Source organism: Vibrio sp. 10N.286.49.C3 (assembly GCF_041469545.1).
Lineage (GTDB): Bacteria > Pseudomonadota > Gammaproteobacteria > Enterobacterales > Vibrionaceae > Vibrio > Vibrio tasmaniensis_A.
The window spans coordinates 70,869-89,389 of the sequence record NZ_JBFRKT010000004.1 but is presented as its reverse complement, the minus strand read 5'-3'; the positions used below and the strand labels follow the sequence as shown (position 1 = coordinate 89,389).

The 18,521-nt window shown below is 43.8% G+C and carries 18 protein-coding genes, 1 riboswitch and 1 other annotated feature; of the genes, 5 read left to right on the top strand and 13 right to left on the bottom strand.

What is annotated here, in order from left to right:
• Positions 1–62: 62 nt before the first annotated feature.
• Together AB4180_RS02245 and cysS are read right to left on the bottom strand one after the other, a co-directional pair.
• Positions 63–641, bottom strand: coding sequence for a thymidine kinase (locus AB4180_RS02245; protein ID WP_004734584.1), 579 nt, complete (start codon positions 639–641; stop codon positions 63–65).
• Positions 642–738: 97 nt separating this feature from the next.
• Positions 739–2,124, bottom strand: coding sequence for a cysteine--tRNA ligase (gene cysS, locus AB4180_RS02240; protein ID WP_017078988.1), 1,386 nt, complete (start codon positions 2,122–2,124; stop codon positions 739–741).
• Between the two features lie 191 nt (positions 2,125–2,315).
• Here cysS and AB4180_RS02235 point away from each other — a divergent pair, with 191 nt between their 5' ends.
• The 4 genes from AB4180_RS02235 (at position 2,316) to AB4180_RS02220 (ending at position 5,878) form a co-directional block, all read left to right on the top strand.
• Positions 2,316–2,810: a peptidylprolyl isomerase gene (locus AB4180_RS02235; RefSeq protein ID WP_004734582.1), complete on the top strand. Its 495-nt coding sequence runs from the start codon at positions 2,316–2,318 to the stop codon at positions 2,808–2,810.
• Positions 2,811–3,160: 350 nt separating this feature from the next.
• Positions 3,161–3,895 carry a UDP-2,3-diacylglucosamine diphosphatase gene (gene lpxH, locus AB4180_RS02230; RefSeq protein WP_017093550.1) on the top strand — a complete coding sequence of 245 codons (735 nt, stop codon included), beginning with the start codon at positions 3,161–3,163 and terminating at the stop codon, positions 3,893–3,895.
• A 123-nt stretch (positions 3,896–4,018) separates the two neighbouring features.
• A complete protein-coding gene (locus tag AB4180_RS02225) occupies positions 4,019–5,236 on the top strand; it encodes an EAL and HDOD domain-containing protein (protein ID WP_017093549.1) in 1,218 nt (405 codons plus the stop codon).
• Positions 5,237–5,353: 117 nt separating this feature from the next.
• Positions 5,354–5,878, top strand: coding sequence for a YchJ family protein (locus AB4180_RS02220; RefSeq protein ID WP_102250129.1), 525 nt, complete (start codon positions 5,354–5,356; stop codon positions 5,876–5,878).
• 244 nt (positions 5,879–6,122) lie between these two features.
• Here the strand turns inward: AB4180_RS02220 and hisIE are convergent, their stop codons facing one another.
• The 9 genes from hisIE to AB4180_RS02175 form a co-directional block, all read right to left on the bottom strand.
• Positions 6,123–6,773: a bifunctional phosphoribosyl-AMP cyclohydrolase/phosphoribosyl-ATP diphosphatase HisIE gene (gene hisIE, locus AB4180_RS02215; protein ID WP_004734578.1), complete on the bottom strand. Its 651-nt coding sequence runs from the start codon at positions 6,771–6,773 to the stop codon at positions 6,123–6,125.
• Positions 6,770–7,543, bottom strand: a complete 774-nt coding sequence (gene hisF, locus AB4180_RS02210; RefSeq protein ID WP_004734577.1) for an imidazole glycerol phosphate synthase subunit HisF — start codon at positions 7,541–7,543, stop codon at positions 6,770–6,772. Before hisF ends, hisIE begins: the two co-directional genes overlap by 4 nt.
• The gene (gene hisA, locus AB4180_RS02205) at positions 7,525–8,262 is read right to left on the bottom strand and encodes a 1-(5-phosphoribosyl)-5-[(5-phosphoribosylamino)methylideneamino]imidazole-4-carboxamide isomerase (RefSeq protein ID WP_102250130.1); all 738 of its coding nucleotides are present in this window, start codon (positions 8,260–8,262) and stop codon (positions 7,525–7,527) included. The genes hisF and hisA overlap by 19 nt, the downstream gene beginning before the upstream one ends.
• A gap of 43 nt (positions 8,263–8,305) precedes the next feature.
• Complete coding sequence (gene hisH / locus AB4180_RS02200) at positions 8,306–8,920, bottom strand: imidazole glycerol phosphate synthase subunit HisH (RefSeq protein ID WP_008223538.1); 615 nt, start codon at positions 8,918–8,920, stop codon at positions 8,306–8,308.
• Between the two features lie 25 nt (positions 8,921–8,945).
• Positions 8,946–10,034, bottom strand: a complete 1,089-nt coding sequence (hisB, locus tag AB4180_RS02195; protein ID WP_065112180.1) for a bifunctional histidinol-phosphatase/imidazoleglycerol-phosphate dehydratase HisB — start codon at positions 10,032–10,034, stop codon at positions 8,946–8,948.
• Between the two features lie 138 nt (positions 10,035–10,172).
• Complete coding sequence (gene hisC / locus AB4180_RS02190; protein WP_102250131.1) at positions 10,173–11,213, bottom strand: histidinol-phosphate transaminase; 1,041 nt, start codon at positions 11,211–11,213, stop codon at positions 10,173–10,175.
• A 9-nt stretch (positions 11,214–11,222) separates the two neighbouring features.
• Positions 11,223–12,542, bottom strand: coding sequence for a histidinol dehydrogenase (gene hisD / locus AB4180_RS02185; RefSeq protein WP_102250132.1), 1,320 nt, complete (start codon positions 12,540–12,542; stop codon positions 11,223–11,225).
• The gene (hisG, locus tag AB4180_RS02180) at positions 12,542–13,438 is read right to left on the bottom strand and encodes an ATP phosphoribosyltransferase (protein WP_102250133.1); all 897 of its coding nucleotides are present in this window, start codon (positions 13,436–13,438) and stop codon (positions 12,542–12,544) included. The genes hisD and hisG overlap by 1 nt, the downstream gene beginning before the upstream one ends.
• 53 nt (positions 13,439–13,491) lie before the next feature.
• Positions 13,492–13,627: a sequence feature (His leader region), on the bottom strand.
• 189 nt (positions 13,628–13,816) lie between these two features.
• Entirely contained in the window at positions 13,817–15,409 is a 1,593-nt protein-coding gene (locus AB4180_RS02175) for a Na+/H+ antiporter NhaC family protein (protein WP_029223134.1), read from the bottom strand.
• A 112-nt stretch (positions 15,410–15,521) separates the two neighbouring features.
• Positions 15,522–15,699: riboswitch (Lysine riboswitch) on the bottom strand.
• A 378-nt stretch (positions 15,700–16,077) separates the two neighbouring features.
• On the opposite strand from AB4180_RS02175, the gene AB4180_RS02170 reads away from it, so the two are divergent.
• The gene (locus tag AB4180_RS02170; RefSeq protein WP_012604381.1) at positions 16,078–16,488 is read left to right on the top strand and encodes an H-NS family nucleoid-associated regulatory protein; all 411 of its coding nucleotides are present in this window, start codon (positions 16,078–16,080) and stop codon (positions 16,486–16,488) included.
• A gap of 167 nt (positions 16,489–16,655) precedes the next feature.
• On the opposite strand, the gene AB4180_RS02165 is transcribed toward AB4180_RS02170, so the two are convergent.
• Together AB4180_RS02165 and AB4180_RS02160 are read right to left on the bottom strand one after the other, a co-directional pair.
• Positions 16,656–17,960, bottom strand: coding sequence for an inosine/guanosine kinase (locus tag AB4180_RS02165; protein WP_009848810.1), 1,305 nt, complete (start codon positions 17,958–17,960; stop codon positions 16,656–16,658).
• Between the two features lie 102 nt (positions 17,961–18,062).
• Positions 18,063–18,332: a hypothetical protein gene (locus AB4180_RS02160; RefSeq protein ID WP_004734567.1), complete on the bottom strand. Its 270-nt coding sequence runs from the start codon at positions 18,330–18,332 to the stop codon at positions 18,063–18,065.
• Between the last annotated feature and the right edge of the window lie 189 nt (positions 18,333–18,521).

Here is an 18,521-nt window from a genome sequence, read left to right as displayed (position 1 = left end):
AACAAAAACGGTGACACTTGGTCACCGTTTTTCGTTTTAGCAAGCTGAACTATGAGATCGGTTTATTTACCTAACGCTTCTTTATAGTGCAGACGGCAAGCAGAAACATACTGATCATTACCGCCAATAGCCACTTGGTCACCTTCAGCAATCGCCACACCGTGCTCGTCGGTACGGATCACCATATTAGCTTTACGGCCACAGTGACAAATGGTTTTAAGCTCAACCAGTTTATCTGCCCAAGATAATAAGTAACGACTACCTTCAAACAGTTCACCCAAGAAATCGGTACGTAAACCATAGCAAAGTACAGGGATATGCAGTTTATCGACCACTTCTGTTAACTGGTACACCTGCTCTTTCGACAAGAACTGACACTCATCAATCAAAACACAATGACGCTTTTCTTCTTCATTGAGTTTTTGGATAGCGTCAAACATATTGGTGTCATTTTTAAAAAGTTGAGCTTCAGATTGCAAACCAATTCGAGAGCTAACTTTACCGATACCATAACGATCATCCAATGCAGCCGTAAAGATCACTGGCGTCATGCCACGCTCTTGGTAGTTGAATGAAGACTGAAGAAGTGTTGTTGATTTACCCGCATTCATTGCCGAGTAATAAAAATACATCTGAGCCACAGAAATATTCCTGTTAATTAAAAGTTGAAGATAAAAAGGTGATATTAGAGAATTTTTGCTAGAAAAAAGGGCTGAAAATCAGCCCTTTTTATAATATTTACTTACGACGCCAAGTCGTACCTTCTGGACCATCTTCCAGAACAATACCCAACTCGTTTAGCTTGTCACGTGCAAGGTCAGCATTCGCCCAATCTTTCGAAGCACGAGAGTCGTTACGCAGTTTGATCAACGCTTCGATTTCAGCCACTTCGTCATCGTTGCCTGCCGCATCACCTTGCAAGAAAGCCTCTGGGTCTTGATGAAGAATACCGATGATGTCTGCCAGTTCACGCATCAATGCACCTAGTGCACTTGCTTTTTCGACGCTTTCAGTTTTGATGCGGTTGATTTCACGAGCCATTTCAAACAGTACTGAATAAGCTTCTGGAGTGTTGAAATCATCGTTCATCGCTGTAGAGAAACGAGTCACGTACTCTTCACCACCAGCCGGAGCTGCTGTAACGTCTAGGCCACGAAGTGATGTGTAGAGACGCTCAAGTGATGCACGAGCTTGGGTTAGGTTATCTTCACTGTAGTTCAGTTGGCTACGGTAGTGACCAGACATTAGGAAGTAACGTACTGTTTCTGCATCGTAATGCTGAAGTACGTCACGGATAGTGAAGAAGTTACCCAGTGACTTAGACATTTTTTCTCTGTCTACCATCACCATGCCACTGTGCATCCAAGTATTCACATACTGGGTGCCGTGTGCGCAGCAAGATTGTGCGATTTCGTTCTCGTGGTGCGGGAACTGTAGATCTGAACCGCCACCGTGGATATCGAAGTGATTGCCAAGAATAGAAGAGTTCATTGCTGAACACTCGATGTGCCAACCCGGACGACCTGGACCCCATGGTGATTCCCACGTAGGTTCACCTGGCTTAGACATCTTCCAAAGAACGAAATCTAACGGGCTACGTTTTGCAGAATCAACATCAACACGAGCACCCGCTTGAAGCTGATCAAGGTCTTGCTTGGAAAGCTTACCGTATTCGTCAAATTTCTTAACTTCGAACATCACGTCGCCGTTGCTTGCAACATAAGCAAAACCACGCTCAATTAACTTTTCAACAAGCTCAACGATTTCAGTGATGAATTCAGTCGCACGAGGCTCAACATCAGGGCGCTTCATGTTCAATGCATCGAAGTCCGCGTGCATTTCCCCGATCAGGCGCTCAGTCAGAGAATCACAAGACTCACCGTTTTCATTAGCGCGCTTGATGATTTTATCATCGATATCAGTGATGTTACGAACGAAGTTCAAATCGTAACCAAGGTAACGAAGGTAACGAGTTACTACATCGAAAGAAACAAACGTGCGGCCATGACCAATGTGACAGAGATCGTATATGGTTACCCCACAGACATACATGCCGACTTTGCCAGCTGTAATTGGTTTGAATTCCTCTTTCTGTCTTGTGAGTGTGTTATAAATTTTCAGCATGATCTCTATCTATATTTGTGTATTAATCAAAATAAGAGGTCAAGTATATCAATTCATGCGTTATTAGGTAATCCCCCAAAGCAGTAATTACCTCAAACAACCAAGTTAAGTTAATGATTTGGTGATTTGAAAGTCCGCCAACATGCGCTAGAATTCGAACTTCATATTAAAAAGACAGTAAGGTAACAATCATGATCATCCTTCACACAAATTTTGGTGACATCAAAGTTCAACTTAACGAAGAAAAAGCACCAGAAACAAGCGCAAACTTCCTACAGTATTGCCGTGACGGTTTTTACGACAACACGCTATTCCACCGTGTTATCGATGGTTTCATGGTTCAAGGCGGCGGTATGACTTCTGGCCTTAAAGAAAAAACAACTCGTGCAACTATCAAGAACGAAGCAAACAACGGCCTAGCGAACAAAGTTGGTACGCTAGCAATGGCTCGTACTATGGAACCGCATTCAGCGAGCTCTCAGTTCTTCATCAACGTTAACGACAACTCTTTCCTAAACTTCCGTAGCGAAAGCCTAGACGGTTGGGGCTACTGTGTATTCGCAGAAGTTGTTGAAGGCATGGATATCGTAAACAAGATCAAAGGTGTTAGCACTGGTTCTATGGGTATGCACCAAGATGTACCTCTAGAAGAAGTGATCATCACTGGTACTACAATCGAAGCTTAATTCATCGCTTTCGGTTAGGGCGTATTGACCTTTTGAGCTGATTTTTGCAGCGAATTGCTGGGGATTTATACAAGGCAGAGGCTTTGATGTGTAGCTAGCCTACATGAGAAGCCGATAACGCAGTAAAAATGACCAGCAAACGCTGCCCAAAGGGTTCGGCTAAAAGCGTTTTACTCTTTGTTGAGGGAAATTTGCTTAGAGTGACTAGGCTGCTTATCCCTCGCCTCGATTAAAACGCTTTTATCTCGAACAAAATTTAACCGCCAAAGGTCAACACGCCCTAGTATTAATAATTGATGAGCCGATAAAATCAGGATATAGGGAGCGAATCGCTCCCTTTTTTTAGACCTATGAAAACATATTTTATATCAGACCTGCACCTTACTCCTTCACGACAAGATATCACTGACTGCTTCTTAACCTTTATGAAGAAAGAAGCCGTAGAAGCGGATGCACTTTACGTATTAGGCGACCTTTTCGAATTCTGGATTGGCGACGACGATAAGAGTGAGTTCGCGACTTCTATCCGCCAAGCGTTTATCGACTTAGTGAAAACGGGCGTACCTTGCTACTTCACACAAGGTAACCGTGACTTTTTAGTTGGTAAAAAATTTGCCAAGCAAACGGGTGTGCAACTTCTAGATGAAGTATCAACGATCGATATCTACGGGCAAAAAGCGGTGGTGTTGCATGGTGATACCCTGTGTACCGAAGATGTAAAATACCTCGCCTTCCGTGAAAAAGTGCATCAACCATGGCTGCAATGGGTCTTCAACAGAATTCCATTTTTCATCAAGAAGAAAATTGTCTCGAAGGTTCAATCTGACATCAAAGATGACAAGCAGACCAAATCTCTCGACATCATGGATGTGACACAACAAGAAGTGGAAGATGTGATGGAACGAAACAGCGTCGATCTTATGATCCACGGCCATACTCATCGCCCTAACATTCACACCTTCAACGCTAATAATTGCACTAAAACTCGTATCGTATTGGGTGATTGGTATACGCAAGGTTCAGTGCTGGTGTTCACTCCGCAAAGTTTTGAACTACAAAATCGAGAGTTTAGCAACCGCTTTTAACATCACTATTAAACTTTCACTTTGATTATTATTATCGGTCAGACTTTCATAGAAAGTGTATGGTAATTTCTACTGAATTAGCTATTATCTCTCTACCAGAAATAAACAGAACACAGTACCAAGTTGAAATATTCATACGTAGCGCGTCAACCAATACTCGATACAGACAAGAAAACCATAGGTTACGAGTTGCTATTCAGGGATGGTCCTAAGAACACTTTCCCTGAAGTAGAGCCGGAGCTCGCTACTAGCCGTTTGCTTTCCGATCACTTTTTATCAACTCACTATAATACGTTGGGTGATAAATTGGGGTTCGTGAACTTCCCTTATGCAAGCCTAATCAACTTAGTCCCGACTCTGTTCCCCAAAGAAAGCCTCGTTGTTGAGGTTCTTGAAGACTGCGAACCAACAGACGAACTACTTGAAGCAATAAAAGCTATCTATGACGCGGGTTACACCATCGCGTTAGACGACTTTGTACCAAGCAAAGCATGGAAACGCTTTTTACCGTACGTTTCAATTATCAAGTTTGATATCCGTTTGATCTCAATCGCGAAAGCTTCGATGTTCATGAACTCTCTCAAAGGGTTGGATATTAAGTTCCTCGCAGAAAAGGTCGAGACTTACGATGAATATCAAGAAGCAAATCGAGCAGGCTTCACCTACTTCCAAGGTTATTTCTTCAGCAAGCCGGAAATGATTCAAACTCGCGCTCTCAACCCTGCGTTCTTGACGATTGTTCAGCTGTTAAAAGAGATTGCGCACGACCCTATCGACTTTGGCGAAGTCGAGCGTTTGATTACGCTAGATGTCACGCTGTCTTACAAGTTACTTGCCTACGTGAACTCCGCAGGCGGCTCAGCAACGACCATTCGTTCATTCCGCCAAGCACTTATTTTCCTTGGCGAACAAAAGCTGCGTAAGTTCGTTTCACTGGTAGCGATTGCCTCAGCGAAAGAAGATAAGCCGGACTCACTCTATGGTTTAGCCGTGTTACGAGCACGTGAGTGTGAACTCTTAGTAGAAAAAATGAATGTAAAGGTAGAGCCCGGACAAGCCTTTTTGACCGGTATGTTCTCTCTACTTGATTCACTCTTTGACCAACCGTTACAGCAAGTCTTGGACTCAGTACCAATCGATGAAGAAATCAAGCAAGCTCTGATTCAACGAAAAGGTGTGCTGGGTGCAATTTTGGCGATGGTTATCGCTTATGAGCAAGCTCGCTGGGACGAAGCAACGCGCATTCGTAAACTTCTCAAGCTAAGTGAAGCGGAACTCGGTCAAGCTTATGATGAAGCGACAACTTGGGCTCAAGAGCTGTTATCACCTTCGTTGAAATAGTTCACTTCACATTGCTGCTTCAATAGAAACTAAGCTTTGGTGAGCAATCATTTCTTGGTAAACTCCAACGCATCATATATGGCCTCTTAATAGAGGCCATTTTTACAGGACCTGACTATGTCTTTATGCCCATGCGGTAGCAAAAATACTTACCAACAATGTTGCGAATCAGCACACCTTAACCACAGTGCAGTTGAAACACCCGAGCAATTAATGCGCTCACGTTATTCTGCACATGTACTTGGTTTGGTTGATTATGTGGTTGCTACTTACCACCCGACTTGTAATGCAGAAGCACAGAGAGAAGGTATTGCTGAATCCATAGATAGTGATTGGGCGGGTTTAGAAGTCATCGATACTGCCGCAGGTTCACATGAGAACGAAGGCTTTGTTGAGTTTAAAGCTTACTTCAACGACGGGACTGAGCAGTTCTGTATGCAAGAACGTTCTCGCTTTGTTCGTGAAGACGGTATTTGGTATTACATTGATGGCACCTTCCCTGAGCAAGAAGATGAACAAAAAGAACAAGAAGAGCCAGAAATTGACCCGCGTCTAAACCAAACGGTTGAAAGTTTTAAAATCGGCCGCAATGACCCATGTATCTGTGGTAGCGGAAAGAAATATAAGAAGTGCTGCGGGTAAGTCAAAAAATTAAAATGTTTGATTAAGTAAAGAGATTCCTGATGTCGCTTAGGCTCCTCGGAATGACGTAAAGCCAGAGTTTAGCAAAGTGACGTAGGTCTTGGAAATCTTGAAATCTTGAAATCTTGAAAAGATTGAAAAGATTGAAAAGATTGAAAATTAAAAAGCTAAAAAGCCCCGTAAACATAATTGTTTACGGGGCTTTTATCTATCTGTTACGTAGTTCGATTAATCTAAAGAGAGCTTACTTATGGCGCTCTTTTAATTTGTTCACCACATCGTTCATCGATAAGCCTTGGTCTTGTAAAAGAACCATCAAGTGATAAATCAAGTCTGCTGACTCACACACTAATTCCGCCTTATCGCCCGACGTCGCCGCAAGCGCGACTTCAACGCCTTCTTCGCCCACTTTTTGCGAAATACGCTTGGTGCCACGGGCATATAAACTGGCAGTATAAGAAGACTCAGGGTCTGCGTCCTTGCGGGCAGCCAGTAGCTGCTCAAGCTGATGAAGCCACACCATCTGTGTTTCTTCTTGCTTGTCTCCATCCCAACACGTTGTTGTACCTGTGTGGCACGTTGGGCCAATGGGATTAACCTTAACCAGCAAGGTATCGTTGTCACAATCCAATGACATGTTTTGCAGTTGCAATACGTTACCCGACGTTTCACCTTTGGTCCAAAGACGTTCTTTAGTGCGAGAGAAAAACGTCACTTGGCCAGTTTCACCTGTTTTCTCGAGCGCTGCTGGGTTCATGTATCCCATCATCAGCACTTGGCTCGATTGGTAATCTTGAACAATAGCTGGCACTAAGCCATCTACTTTTTCCCAATCAATACGCTCTGACAATGCGCCTACTTCTGTTTTTGATAAGCTTACGGGTTCAAAACTCATAGTCGCACCTCTACATCTTGTTGTTTCAAATACTGTTTAAGTTCACCAATATTGATGACTTGCTTGTGGAATACCGAAGCCGCAAGTGCTCCGTCCACGTTGGTTTTTTTATAGGCTTCAGCAAAGTGCTCCATCGCACCTGCGCCACCTGATGCAATCAGGGGTACATTACACACTGAACGTACCATGTTTAACTGGTCGATATCATAGCCGTTGCGAACGCCATCTTGGTTCATCATGTTTAACACGATCTCACCGGCGCCACGCTTCTGTACTTCCTGCACCCAATCTTTGGTTTCCCACTTGGTTGCTTTGGTACGCGCTTCATCGCCTGTGAATTGGTAAACCTGATATTTACCCGTCTCTTTATCGAAGTATGAATCGATACCGACAACGATACACTGCACGCCAAACTTATCAGCTAGGTCAGTGATCAACTGTGGGTTAGCCAATGCAGGCGAGTTGATGGATACTTTATCTGCACCAAACTCAAGAATACGCGCTGCATCTTCCGCGGACTTAATACCACCAGCCACACAGAAAGGAATATCAATCACTTCTGCTACGCGTTTCACCCAGCTTTTATCGACCACACGGCCATCACTTGATGCGGTAATATCGTAAAATACTAATTCATCAGCGCCCTCTTCTGCGTAGCGTTGTGCTAGCGGAACGATGTCACCAATAATTTCGTGATTACGGAATTGAACGCCCTTAACCACTTGCCCATCACGGACATCCAAACAAGGGATTATTCGCTTTGCCAACATGCAAATGCCTCCTCTGCTGTGAACTTGCCATCAAGCAGTGCGCGACCAACAATCACACCCGCAACGCCGCTGCCTTTCAGTGCTTCGATATCAGCTAGGCTGCCAATGCCACCCGATGATTGGAATTGCACTTCTGGGTACTGCTTACAAAGATCAACATAGAGCTCTACGTTTGACCCTTCTAGCGTGCCATCACGTGAAATATCAGTACACAGAACGTGTTTAAGGCCAACCGTGAGGTAATCTTCAATTAGCGCTTCAATGGTCACGCCTGAATCTTCTTGCCAACCTGAAATCGCTACTTTACGTGTGCCGCTTTCGTCAATGTTGATGTCCAGAGCCAGCACGATTTTGTCCGCGCCGTACTTCTCCATCCAACCTTTAACCAACTCTGGTTGCTTAACTGCTGTAGAACCAACCACAACGCGCTGTGCGCCCGCTTTTAGCAGATCAACGACATCTTGTTCATTACGAACACCACCACCAATCTGGATGTTCGCAGGCGTGCTAGCCAGTAGCTTAGCAATCAAGTCTAACTGACGAGCAGTGGTATCTTTTGCACCTGTTAAGTCAACAAGGTGAAGCCAGCCAGCACCAGCTTGGTGATAAAGGTTGAACTGCTCTGCTGGATCGACTTTGTATTCTGTTACTTGCCCGTAGTCCCCTTGAAATAAGCGAACTACTTGGCCTTCAATTAAATCTAATGCGGGAATAATCATTTACATTCCTTATCTGGCAACGGTAGCCGCTGCCTAATCCTTGTTACAATTCCAAGAAGTTCTGAATCAGCTTAGAGCCAGCTTTTGACGAACGTTCTGGGTGGAACTGAACACCATAATAGTTGCCACTTTGCACTGCGGCAGTGAACGGATTGCCGTAATCACATTGTGCGATTGTGTAGTCACCCACTGGCATTGCGAAGCTGTGTACAAAGTAGAAGTACTCGCCCTCTTCAATATCTTTGAATAGAGGGTGGTTAGGTGTCGCGGTTACTGTGTTCCAACCCATGTGTGGTAATGGCAAATCACCCGTTTCAAGTAAACGAACTTCGCCATCACACAATCCTAGGCATTCAACTAACTCGTCAGCTTTTTGGCCTTTCTCTTGAGACAGTTTGCCTAACAGCTGCATACCTAAACAGATACCCAGCAGAGGCTTCTCTACTTGCTTCACAAGAGAAACAAGGTCGCGCTCTTGCAAGTTCTTCATTGCCTCACTTGCTGTGCCTACACCCGGTAGGAATAGCTTGTCAGCTGCAAGAACCACTTCTGGCTCTTTTGAGATCTCAACCGCATAGCCCAGACGTTCAATCGCAAATTTCACCGATGAAACGTTGGCACACCCAGTATCAATAATGACGACTTTTTGATCTTTCATTGTTTTTTCCTTGCTAACGTAAGCCTTACAGGACGCCTTTGCTGCTTGGTAACTCGTTACCTTCAACTTTAATTGCTTGGCGAAGAGTACGACCAAACGCTTTAAACAAGCTCTCAATGATGTGGTGATCATTATTGCCAGCAGAAGAAAGGTGTAGCGTACAAGCCAGTGTGTCGGTTAGAGAGCGGAAGAAGTGAACCACCATCTCAGTTGAAAGATCACCCACTTGTTCGCGGCTGAACTTAGCATCGAACTTCAGGTATGGGCGACCAGAAAGGTCTAGCGCACATTGAGCTAAACACTCATCCATTGGCAAGCTGAAACCAAAACGACCAATGCCACGTTTGTCGCCTAGCGCATCTTTCAGTGCTTGGCCTAGCGCAAGCGCTGTGTCTTCTACCGTGTGGTGATCATCAATGTGTAGATCGCCCTTCACAGTCAGGTTCATTTGGAAACCGCCGTGTGTCGCGATTTGATCAAGCATGTGGTCGAAGAAACCCATGCCAGTATCGATCTTGTTACCACCAGTTTCATCAAGGTTTACGGCTACCTTAATGTCGGTTTCTTTGGTCGTACGAACTACTTCAGCAACACGAGCATTAACCGTTAGATCTTTAACGATCTGTGGCCAGTTAAGTGTGCCTTCAGTTTGCGCATCTGGTCCGTATTGGATACCACGAATTGCCATGTTCTCAGCAAGTTGAAGATCCGTCATTCGATCGCCGATCACGACTGACTTTTGGAAGTCGACTTTACCGCCTTGAAGGTATTCTTTAACCATGCCTAGCTTTGGCTTGCGGCAAGAGCAGTTGTCTTCGTCAAAGTGAGGGCAGATTAGAACATCATCAAACTTAACGCCCTGAGATTCAAAGAACTCCATCATCATGTTGTGTGGAGCATCGAACTCTTCTTGCGGGTAGCTATCGGTACCTAAGCCATCTTGGTTAGTAACCATCACTAAGCGGTAGCCAGCATCTTGCAAAGCAAGCAAGCTTGGAATCACTAACGGTTCGAATTTTAGCTTGTCTAAACGGTCTACTTGAAAGTCGACTGGCGGCTCAACAATTAAGGTGCCATCACGGTCTATAAAAAGTATTTTCTGTTGTTTACTCACTTGAACTTCCTTTTAATTTTAAATCTGGTGGCCTAGCAAAAATCAAACGCTAACCCAAATAATGGTTTCATTTGTCAGTCTTGAGCCGATTATTAATCAACTCAAGACTGACAAATGTTATTACTGATAAGCCGTTCGTTACTGATAAAAGTTACGAATGAATCCAAGTGTCTTTTCGCACTCTTCGCGGTTACCAATACTAATGCGAACACAGTTTTCAATTGGCGAATTACGTAAAATAATACCGCTGTCCCATGCTGCTTTGAATAAATCATCACCGTTAGGGAATTTAACCAGAAGATAATTACCCCAACCATCGAATACCGTTATTTGAGGCATGCCCATTAGGCCCGCTTGTAAATAAGCTCGGTTGGCACTCAAATCAAGAACCTGAAATTTTGCTCTTGCTAACCCGTGTTCTGACAGCGCTTGAACAGCAATGTCAGCAACAGGAACAGGCACCGGATAAGGTGCTATCACTTTCAACAGTACATCAATCAGTTCTTGGTTTGCTAGAGTAAATCCGCAACGTAAACCCGCCAATGCAAATGCTTTCGAGAGAGTTCGAAGAATCGCTAGATTCGGATACTGAGCAAGCAAATCCACCGTTGATGCTTCAGGGCAGAAATCGATATACGCTTCGTCCATCACAACAATGGCTTTGTCTTGAGTCATCTCAAGCAGTTTAACGATGTCTTTGCGGTTAACTAAGTTACCTGTTGGGTTATTTGGGCTACAAACAAAGACCACTTTTACGTTATCAAGTTGAGCTTCAATCGCCGGTAAATCCAATTGCCATTCAGACGTTAGCGGCACGACCTTGCGCTCAACACCAATCGTCTCGGCACTGATGGCGTACATACCGTAAGTCGGAGGGCAGTACAGAATCGAGTCTTCGTTCGGCTCGCAGAAAGCTCGAATCAAAAGTTCGATACCTTCGTCAGCGCCACGAGTGGTCAGCGTTTGCTCTGATTTCACGCCTGCATATTGAGCGTAAGCATCGATCAGCTCTTTAGGCTGGCACTCGCTGTAGCGATTAAGACGAGACAAGTTTAGGTTGTACTCGTTATCAAACGGAGACTCGTTAGCGTTTAGCCACACATCTCCGCTGCCACCAATGCGTCTTGCAGACAAGTAAGGTGTAAGAGCCTGAACTTGTTTTCTTGCTAACTTTTCCATGCCCTACCCTTATTTCGCTTGATTTAACTGTTCAAATCGATTTAATTTTTCAACTCGGATGGTCACAGCACGTTTGTGCGCATCCAAACCTTCGGCTTCCGCCATTGTGACTACCGTTGGCGCTAGACCTTTCAAGCCATCAGCCGTTAACTCTTGTACCGTCATACGCTTAGAGAAATCAGCCAAACCTAGACTTGAATAGGTTTTGGTATAGCCGTAAGTAGGAAGAACGTGGTTTGTACCTGATGCGTAGTCACCTGCAGACTCTGGAGACCAGTCACCAAGGAAGATTGAGCCTGCATTGTCTAACAACGGCAGCAATTCACGTGGGTTCTTGGTCTGAACAATCAAGTGCTCTGGACCGTAGAAGTTAGAAATCGCAATCGCTTGAGTGATCGATTCAGCAATGATGATTAGGCTTGAAGCCAATGCTTGCTGAGCGATGTTCGCACGAGACAGTTCTTTCAGTTGCTTCTGAACCGCATCGGTTACTTGGTCGGCAATAACTGGCGATGGTGTTACTAATACAACCTGTGAATCTGGGCCATGTTCAGCTTGGCTCAGTAGATCAGCAGCAATGAAGTCAGCATCCGCAGTTTCGTCTGCAATCACCATCACCTCCGATGGGCCTGCCGGCATATCAATCGCAGAACCACGGAAGTCGTTACTCACTTGGCGCTTAGCTTCCGTTACATACGCATTACCAGGACCGAAAATTTTATCTACTTTAGAGACACTCTCCGTACCGTAAGCCATCGCCGCAACGGCTTGACCACCACCTACATTGTAAACCTCATCGATTTTACAAAGATTAGCGACATACAAGATTTCATCCGCGATTGGCGGAGGTGAACAAAGCACAACCTTGCGGCAACCCGCGATTTGAGCGGGTACACCTAACATAAGAACCGTTGACGGAAGTGGCGCGCTGCCACCCGGAATATAAAGTCCAACAGTATTAATCGCGCGCGTCACCTGCTCACACACAACACCAGGCTGTGTTTCAACCTTAATTGGCTGTGGCTTTTGAGCTTCGTGAAACTTAGCAATGTTGCTGTAAGCTTGCTCCAACGCTTGCTTCATCTCTGGTGTTAGACGAGCACATGCCTCTTCGATCTCACCCGAACTAACTCGGATAGATTCTGGAGTCACACCATCGAACTTTTCAGTCAGTTCCTTAAGTGCGGCATCGCCTTCATTTCGTACTTTTGCAATAACATCAGAAACAGTCGCTGTGATGTTTGCACCTTCAGTAATAGCTGGACGCTCTAATACCGAGTCTTGCTGTGATTCACTTAAAGATTGCCAAACAACGGTTCTCATCGTCACTACCCCATCATTTTTTCGATTGGTAATACTAGAATCGAGCTTGCACCCAACTCTTTCAGCTGTTCCATAGTTTCCCAGAACAAGTTCTCTGTACTTACGAGGTGAACGGCAACTTTGTCTTTGTCTGTAGATAGAGGAAGAACCGTAGGATCTTCAGCCCCAGGTAGTAGAGCTTTGATTTGCTCTAGCTGAGACGTTTGTGCGTGAAGCATGATGTACTTCGACTCTTTCGCTTGTTGAACACCCTGCATACGAGTCAGTAGTTTTTCAATCAATGCCGTTTTGTCTGCATCGAAATCACCAACACGTTGAATCAGTGTTGCTTTAGATTGGAAGATAGCCTCTGCTTCCTTTAGACCGTTTGCTTCTAGCGTTGCACCTGTAGAAACTAAATCTGCGATAGCGTCTGCTAGACCTGCGCGAGGGGCAACTTCAACTGAACCCGTTAGCATACAAGCGCTGAATTCAACACCCTGCTCGTCCATGTAGGCTTTTAGTAATTGTGGGTAAGTTGTCGCAATACGTTTACCCGCTAGGTCTTGTGGGCCGTTGTATTCTTCATCTTTGTTGATTGCGATAGAAAGGCGGCAACCACCGAAGTCTAAACGACGTAGTGTACGAAACTCTGAAGGCTCCTTTAGAGCGACACGGTCTAGGCGAACTTCTTCTAGTTCATTCTCACCGATAAAACCAAGGTCAACCACACCATCCATGATAAGGCCTGGGATGTCGTCATCACGAACGAGTAACAAGTCGATTGGCATATTTAGTGAATGAACAACTAAGCGCTCACCCATGATGTTAAATTTCACACCACACTTTTTAAGTAGATCTTGGCACTCTTTACTTAAGCGACCTTTCTTTTGAATTGCGATTCTTAGGCGTTGTGTCTGCATTGCTGTATCCCTGTGCAAATATTTGAATTTATTGATTATTTAAAAGTGCTAAAACTAAAAAACCCTCGGAAGACTTTGTCGTCCCGAGGGTTTAAATCTAAATTCTTTGACTTAACCTCCGGGAGAATTCTTGCTCCCGGGTATACGTAAATCTCCCCGAAAGACTAGATAGGGTGATGATGGTGATGAATGTTCATTACTAATTTACGCATACTTATCAGCTCTTAGGTTGTTTGCTGTCTTGTCTCCACACTAACTAAGCTGACACCCTTTTTCAACCATTTATTCGAACTTTTTTCACGAAATTTAAAATTAAATTAACGAACACAAAAAAAGGGAGGCAAACGCCTCCCTTCTCATTATTCAATCAAATGATGATTAGCTTTTACACGTTGCTATCTTGCAACGAGAGAAATAAGCCAATGCAAAACATACCGCAACAAACGTTAGAGACGCTGCGCCAAATGCAATGCCAGTTGATGATGTCATTCCTAGGGTGATAAAACCAATACACGATACGAACGCCACAGACAGCGCGTAAGGGAGCTGAGTCGATACGTGGTCAATGTGGTTACAACGCGCACCTGTAGAAGACAGAATCGTTGTATCCGAGATTGGAGAACAGTGATCACCAAATACAGAACCCGCAAGAACCGCACTTAGCATAGGAAGAATTAGCGCGATGTCAGAGGCAGCAGCCATGTCACCCGCAATCGGTAACATGATACCGAACGTACCCCAAGATGTACCTGTCGAGAACGCCATTAGGCCAGCAAGAAGGAACAAGATAACCGGTAGCCAGTGGTAATCGATGTTACCTGTTGCTAGAGAGGATAGGTACGAACCTGTTTTCATGTCGCCAATAACAGAACCAATCGTCCATGCAAATACAAGGATAAGGATAGCGCCAAACATTGAGCTTGCACCAATCCACATTGTTCTTGTGATATCAGCCATAGGCAGTTTCTGTTTGAATACCGTTGCTAGCGCAACGAGTAAACCAATAACACCACCGTAAACCAGAGACTTACCTACATCTGTATTTTCAAATGCACCAAGCAAGTTGAATGCTTGACCATCAGCAGTAAGCGCTTGGCCACCGGTGTAAAGCATTGCTGCAACCGTCGCGACGATTAACGCTACGATTGGCATAACGAGATCAGAAACAGAACCGTTTTCGCTCTCTTGAATATCTAGCTCTTCGTTTAGATCGTGCGCTTGCTTTTGATCATTATCACCTTCAAAACCACGGCCTTGAGAGGCTTCAATCTCATGCTCGCGCATTTTGCCAACATCTAAACCAAACCACGCAACGGCAAACACCATTAATAGTGCGAACACAGCGTAGAAGTTCATTGGGATAAGGCGAACGTAAGCACCCAGTGCAGAATACTCTGTCACACCGTGTGTCACTAAGATGCCACCAATGATAGTGATTATGTAAGCACCCCAGCTAGAAGCCGGCATGATCACACACATAGGAGCAGCAGTTGAATCTAGGATATAAGCTAGCTTAGCGCGAGATACGTAGAAGCGGTCAGTTACAGGGCGAGAGATGGCACCTACCGCTAAGCTGTTGAAGTAATCATCAACAAAGATGAATACGCCTAAGAAGGCAGCAAGTAGTTTTGAACCACGTTTGCTCTTAACACGAGACTGTGCCCACTCAGCGAATGCGCGAGTACCGCCAGACAGTGTTAATAATGCCGTTGTCATTCCAAGGATAATTAGGAAAGCAACGATGCTCATGTTCCAAGTGTTAATACCACCATCTTCGATGAAAACACCAGATACTTTAGTAAAGACGTAGCTAGCTGCGTTACCTACTGAGTAGTCAGCAAGTAGAATCGCACCCATGACGATACCGACACCCAAGGAAACTAATACACGACGGGTAACAATAGCAAGAGTCAAGGCAACCAAGGGAGGAAGCAGCGATAAAGGCGATGTTGCAAAATCTATTAAATTCATGATCTTCAAAAACCAGTTTTTTATTTGGCTAGAGATCTACTGCAGATAAACTTGATACGGCTTATCAAGCTCATGTTGAACTAAGCGAAAGGGAAGTGAACACTTCACCCAACCCTACAGTAGCGCTCCATAGTTTAAAATTAAGACTATGGCAGTGTTGTACCTATTGAGCACAACCCCAGCAAATTGCTTAGATATACAATTTACTTCGGCAATTACACCTTTCATTCCCGTTCATTGGCATCACCCCAACGAAAACTACTCTTTATAATTGCACCTCTACGTGCGGTAACATTATTAACCGTGTAAACCAGAGTTTAACAACAGATTAACCAAAGCACCGCATCAGGTAGCCGCAATTGTACCCATCAATAGCAACAATGCAACATATCATTCCGAGAAAAATAGTTTTTTGTTAATGAAGTAATCAATAGAAGAATAGTCAACTTTTACGGATTACTCCACTTAACACATATCAGATCTCACCTGTTTTTTTTAAAGATATTCTTAATAGTTATTATAAGTTCATTAGAGGTCTATCTTTTCATCTTAAAGCACTCGTCTCATTTTTTTATTTAAATAACTAATAGAAGAAATACTATTTGTTTTATTCTTAGCCTCTGTTTATTATTAGGAGGATTATTTAGTTTACCTTGATGGGAAATATCATGTCTGAATTAACAAAAACTCTATTAAATATCCGTAGCCTTCGTGCGTTCTCACGTGAATTAACTCTTGAGCAACTTGAAGAAGCGCTAGACAAGCTGACTATTGTTGTACAAGAACGTCAAGAGTCTGAAGCTGAAGAACGCGCAGCAAAAGCAGAGCAAGAAGCTAAACTTTCTGCTATCGCAGAACAAATTGCAAAAGACGGAATCGATGTTGCCGATCTTATTGCTGCACTTTCTGGTGAAGCAAAATCTAAAACAACAAAATCTAAACGTGCTCCTCGCCCTGCGAAATACAAATACGTAGACGCGAATGGCGACGAGAAAACTTGGACAGGTCAAGGCCGTACGCCTTCAGCTATCCAAGAACAACTAGATGCTGGTAAATCTCTAGAAGAGTTTGCTCTTTAAGGCATCGAGTTTGCTAAGTGAATAATCAATAACCCACTAAGCAATAGAATTAATATTTAAGTCGACTAAAGTATTATTTACGGCTTCAATATATTCAGAAACAAAAAAGGCTCCTTTCGGAGCCTTTTTTATATTTCACTATTAGAAATATAAATCAAAAAAATGCCTTATCTTTCCCAGTACGCTTCTTCTAGACTATCTTCTCTTTCAGGAAGGCCTCGAGATAATCGTGGCGAGTGCTGAACTAATACTTCATAACTTGCGCGGTTTGAATATTTACAAACTTGTGAGAAAGAAGAATACGTCAAGAATGAATGCTGATGCTTACTTGAGTTAGGCACATTTTCTTTATGGTACTTATTAGCGGCCATATCATGTAATAGAGCAGACAACGCAGCATCACCGGCACCATTAGTATTCTTAATCTTTTCTGGGCCGCCCATGTAAGGTGCGATATGCGAATAGATTTTCGTTGGATTTTCGCATAAATCTTTATGTGCGGGACGACTAAACTCATAACGGTTAAATTCAGCAATCGAGCCTGGTAACAACGGTAATGATGTTTCACGCTTCACTGCATCTTCTGTGTAACCCGCCATAAACAAGCCCACAGGGCCTGCTGTACATAGAACTAAGTCTACCCAATCTAGTGCTTTGTCTGAAGCAGCTAGAGGATCGCTTTCACCAGTTAATGCTTCAGCCTCGTCTTCGTTCATTGCAACAACGGTTACATGTTGTTCAAGGAAATCTTTCCAAAACTCTGGATCATCTTGAATAACGAATTTAGTACCAAGCGTTAAAACAACAGGTACATCGTATTTCTTCGCGTACTCAATAGCTTTCATTGTTGCTTCAGGCATAGGGTCACCTGGTTTACAACGAACTAAATACGCCGTTAATACTAAAGCAGAAGCACTTTTGAAAATTTTCTCAGGGATGCTTTCTGGTTTTAATTGGTTCATTTGTCCTTCGCTAATTGCGAAAGTACGTTCACCATCTTCTGTAATTAATGCAAAGCAGCGACCAATTGCGCCATCTACCCCTTGTAAATGGTTCAGATCCATTCTGCTTGATGTATTACATAAATAGCGGTAACCGTAGCTACCAATTTTAATATCTTGGCTCATTACACCTAACAGTGTTGAACGGTCATCCGCCAATACTGAGTAATTGTGTAATGTGTTACCGATCGTGCCACCTGCGTATTCATTAGTGATCAGGCACTGTTCTTTTAATTCTTGATACAAAGATTCAGCAGCTTCATCACCAATAACCAAAGAGTGTCCCTTACTTAAGCCATATTTCTCGATTAGCTCAGAACTCACCTTTGCTTCAATATCCACCAAAGTTTGGTCAATACCGATAATATGGGTACGTGACATTCTTTTGCTCGTTTGAGCTTGGCTTACTAAAGGGTCACGAGCGTGAACCGGAAAATAGTGCTTTGATTTACGTTGTCCAGGGAATTTCATAGGGCTAGTCTAAGTCAAGGGGAAATAGGTGGCGGATTCTACCGCGCTATATTTAACGCGGCAATCTTTCAAACTATAGCAAACGTTTGCTAGGCTATTTTTTTATTCGCCTTCCATAAAGCTAAGATCAGGCAGCATGCCCAAATGCTCGGCGTAACGTTTCTGATTAAACTCTGCGCCGTTTTTCATTACATCAAATACTTCAATTGCCAGTGCACATGCCATCGCTGCAATTGCCTCTTCACGAGGTGTACCTGTCATCATTAAACGCATTAGCGTCTCTTTAACTTTTACTGGTTGTCCATCTTCAAGTTGGTTCTCGATAATCTCGATCAACTGTTCTTCTTGCATAAACTCATTTTGTTCAGACATTTTTTATCTCAGCTCTTGGATTTTGAGCGACTATGCCACATATAGATCTGACATCCTAGCGAGTCTCCTCGCGTTCATGCGATTCTCTAACGAAGTCAGCGCATTATTTGTGCAAATGAAACTGTGATTCCGGTCTCGGATCTGTCACGGTGTTTCTCTTTCTGTTAGAATCTGCGACCAAGTAATAGT

What these genes read in the sequence shown, in the direction of transcription:
- cysS (WP_017078988.1), bottom strand. Translation starts at nt 2,124, where the DNA reads ATGCTGAAAATTTATAACACACTCACAAGACAGAAAGAGGAATTCAAA.
- AB4180_RS02235 (WP_004734582.1), top strand. Translation starts at nt 2,316, where the DNA reads ATGATCATCCTTCACACAAATTTTGGTGACATCAAAGTTCAACTTAAC.
- lpxH (WP_017093550.1), top strand. Translation starts at nt 3,161, where the DNA reads ATGAAAACATATTTTATATCAGACCTGCACCTTACTCCTTCACGACAA.
- AB4180_RS02220 (WP_102250129.1), top strand. Translation starts at nt 5,354, where the DNA reads ATGTCTTTATGCCCATGCGGTAGCAAAAATACTTACCAACAATGTTGC.
- hisIE (WP_004734578.1), bottom strand. Translation starts at nt 6,773, where the DNA reads ATGAGTTTTGAACCCGTAAGCTTATCAAAAACAGAAGTAGGCGCATTG.
- hisF (WP_004734577.1), bottom strand. Translation starts at nt 7,543, where the DNA reads ATGTTGGCAAAGCGAATAATCCCTTGTTTGGATGTCCGTGATGGGCAA.
- hisA (WP_102250130.1), bottom strand. Translation starts at nt 8,262, where the DNA reads ATGATTATTCCCGCATTAGATTTAATTGAAGGCCAAGTAGTTCGCTTA.
- hisH (WP_008223538.1), bottom strand. Translation starts at nt 8,920, where the DNA reads ATGAAAGATCAAAAAGTCGTCATTATTGATACTGGGTGTGCCAACGTT.
- hisC (WP_102250131.1), bottom strand. Translation starts at nt 11,213, where the DNA reads ATGGAAAAGTTAGCAAGAAAACAAGTTCAGGCTCTTACACCTTACTTG.
- hisG (WP_102250133.1), bottom strand. Translation starts at nt 13,438, where the DNA reads ATGCAGACACAACGCCTAAGAATCGCAATTCAAAAGAAAGGTCGCTTA.
- AB4180_RS02175 (WP_029223134.1), bottom strand. Translation starts at nt 15,409, where the DNA reads ATGAATTTAATAGATTTTGCAACATCGCCTTTATCGCTGCTTCCTCCC.
- AB4180_RS02170 (WP_012604381.1), top strand. Translation starts at nt 16,078, where the DNA reads ATGTCTGAATTAACAAAAACTCTATTAAATATCCGTAGCCTTCGTGCG.
- AB4180_RS02165 (WP_009848810.1), bottom strand. Translation starts at nt 17,960, where the DNA reads ATGAAATTCCCTGGACAACGTAAATCAAAGCACTATTTTCCGGTTCAC.
- AB4180_RS02160 (WP_004734567.1), bottom strand. Translation starts at nt 18,332, where the DNA reads ATGTCTGAACAAAATGAGTTTATGCAAGAAGAACAGTTGATCGAGATT.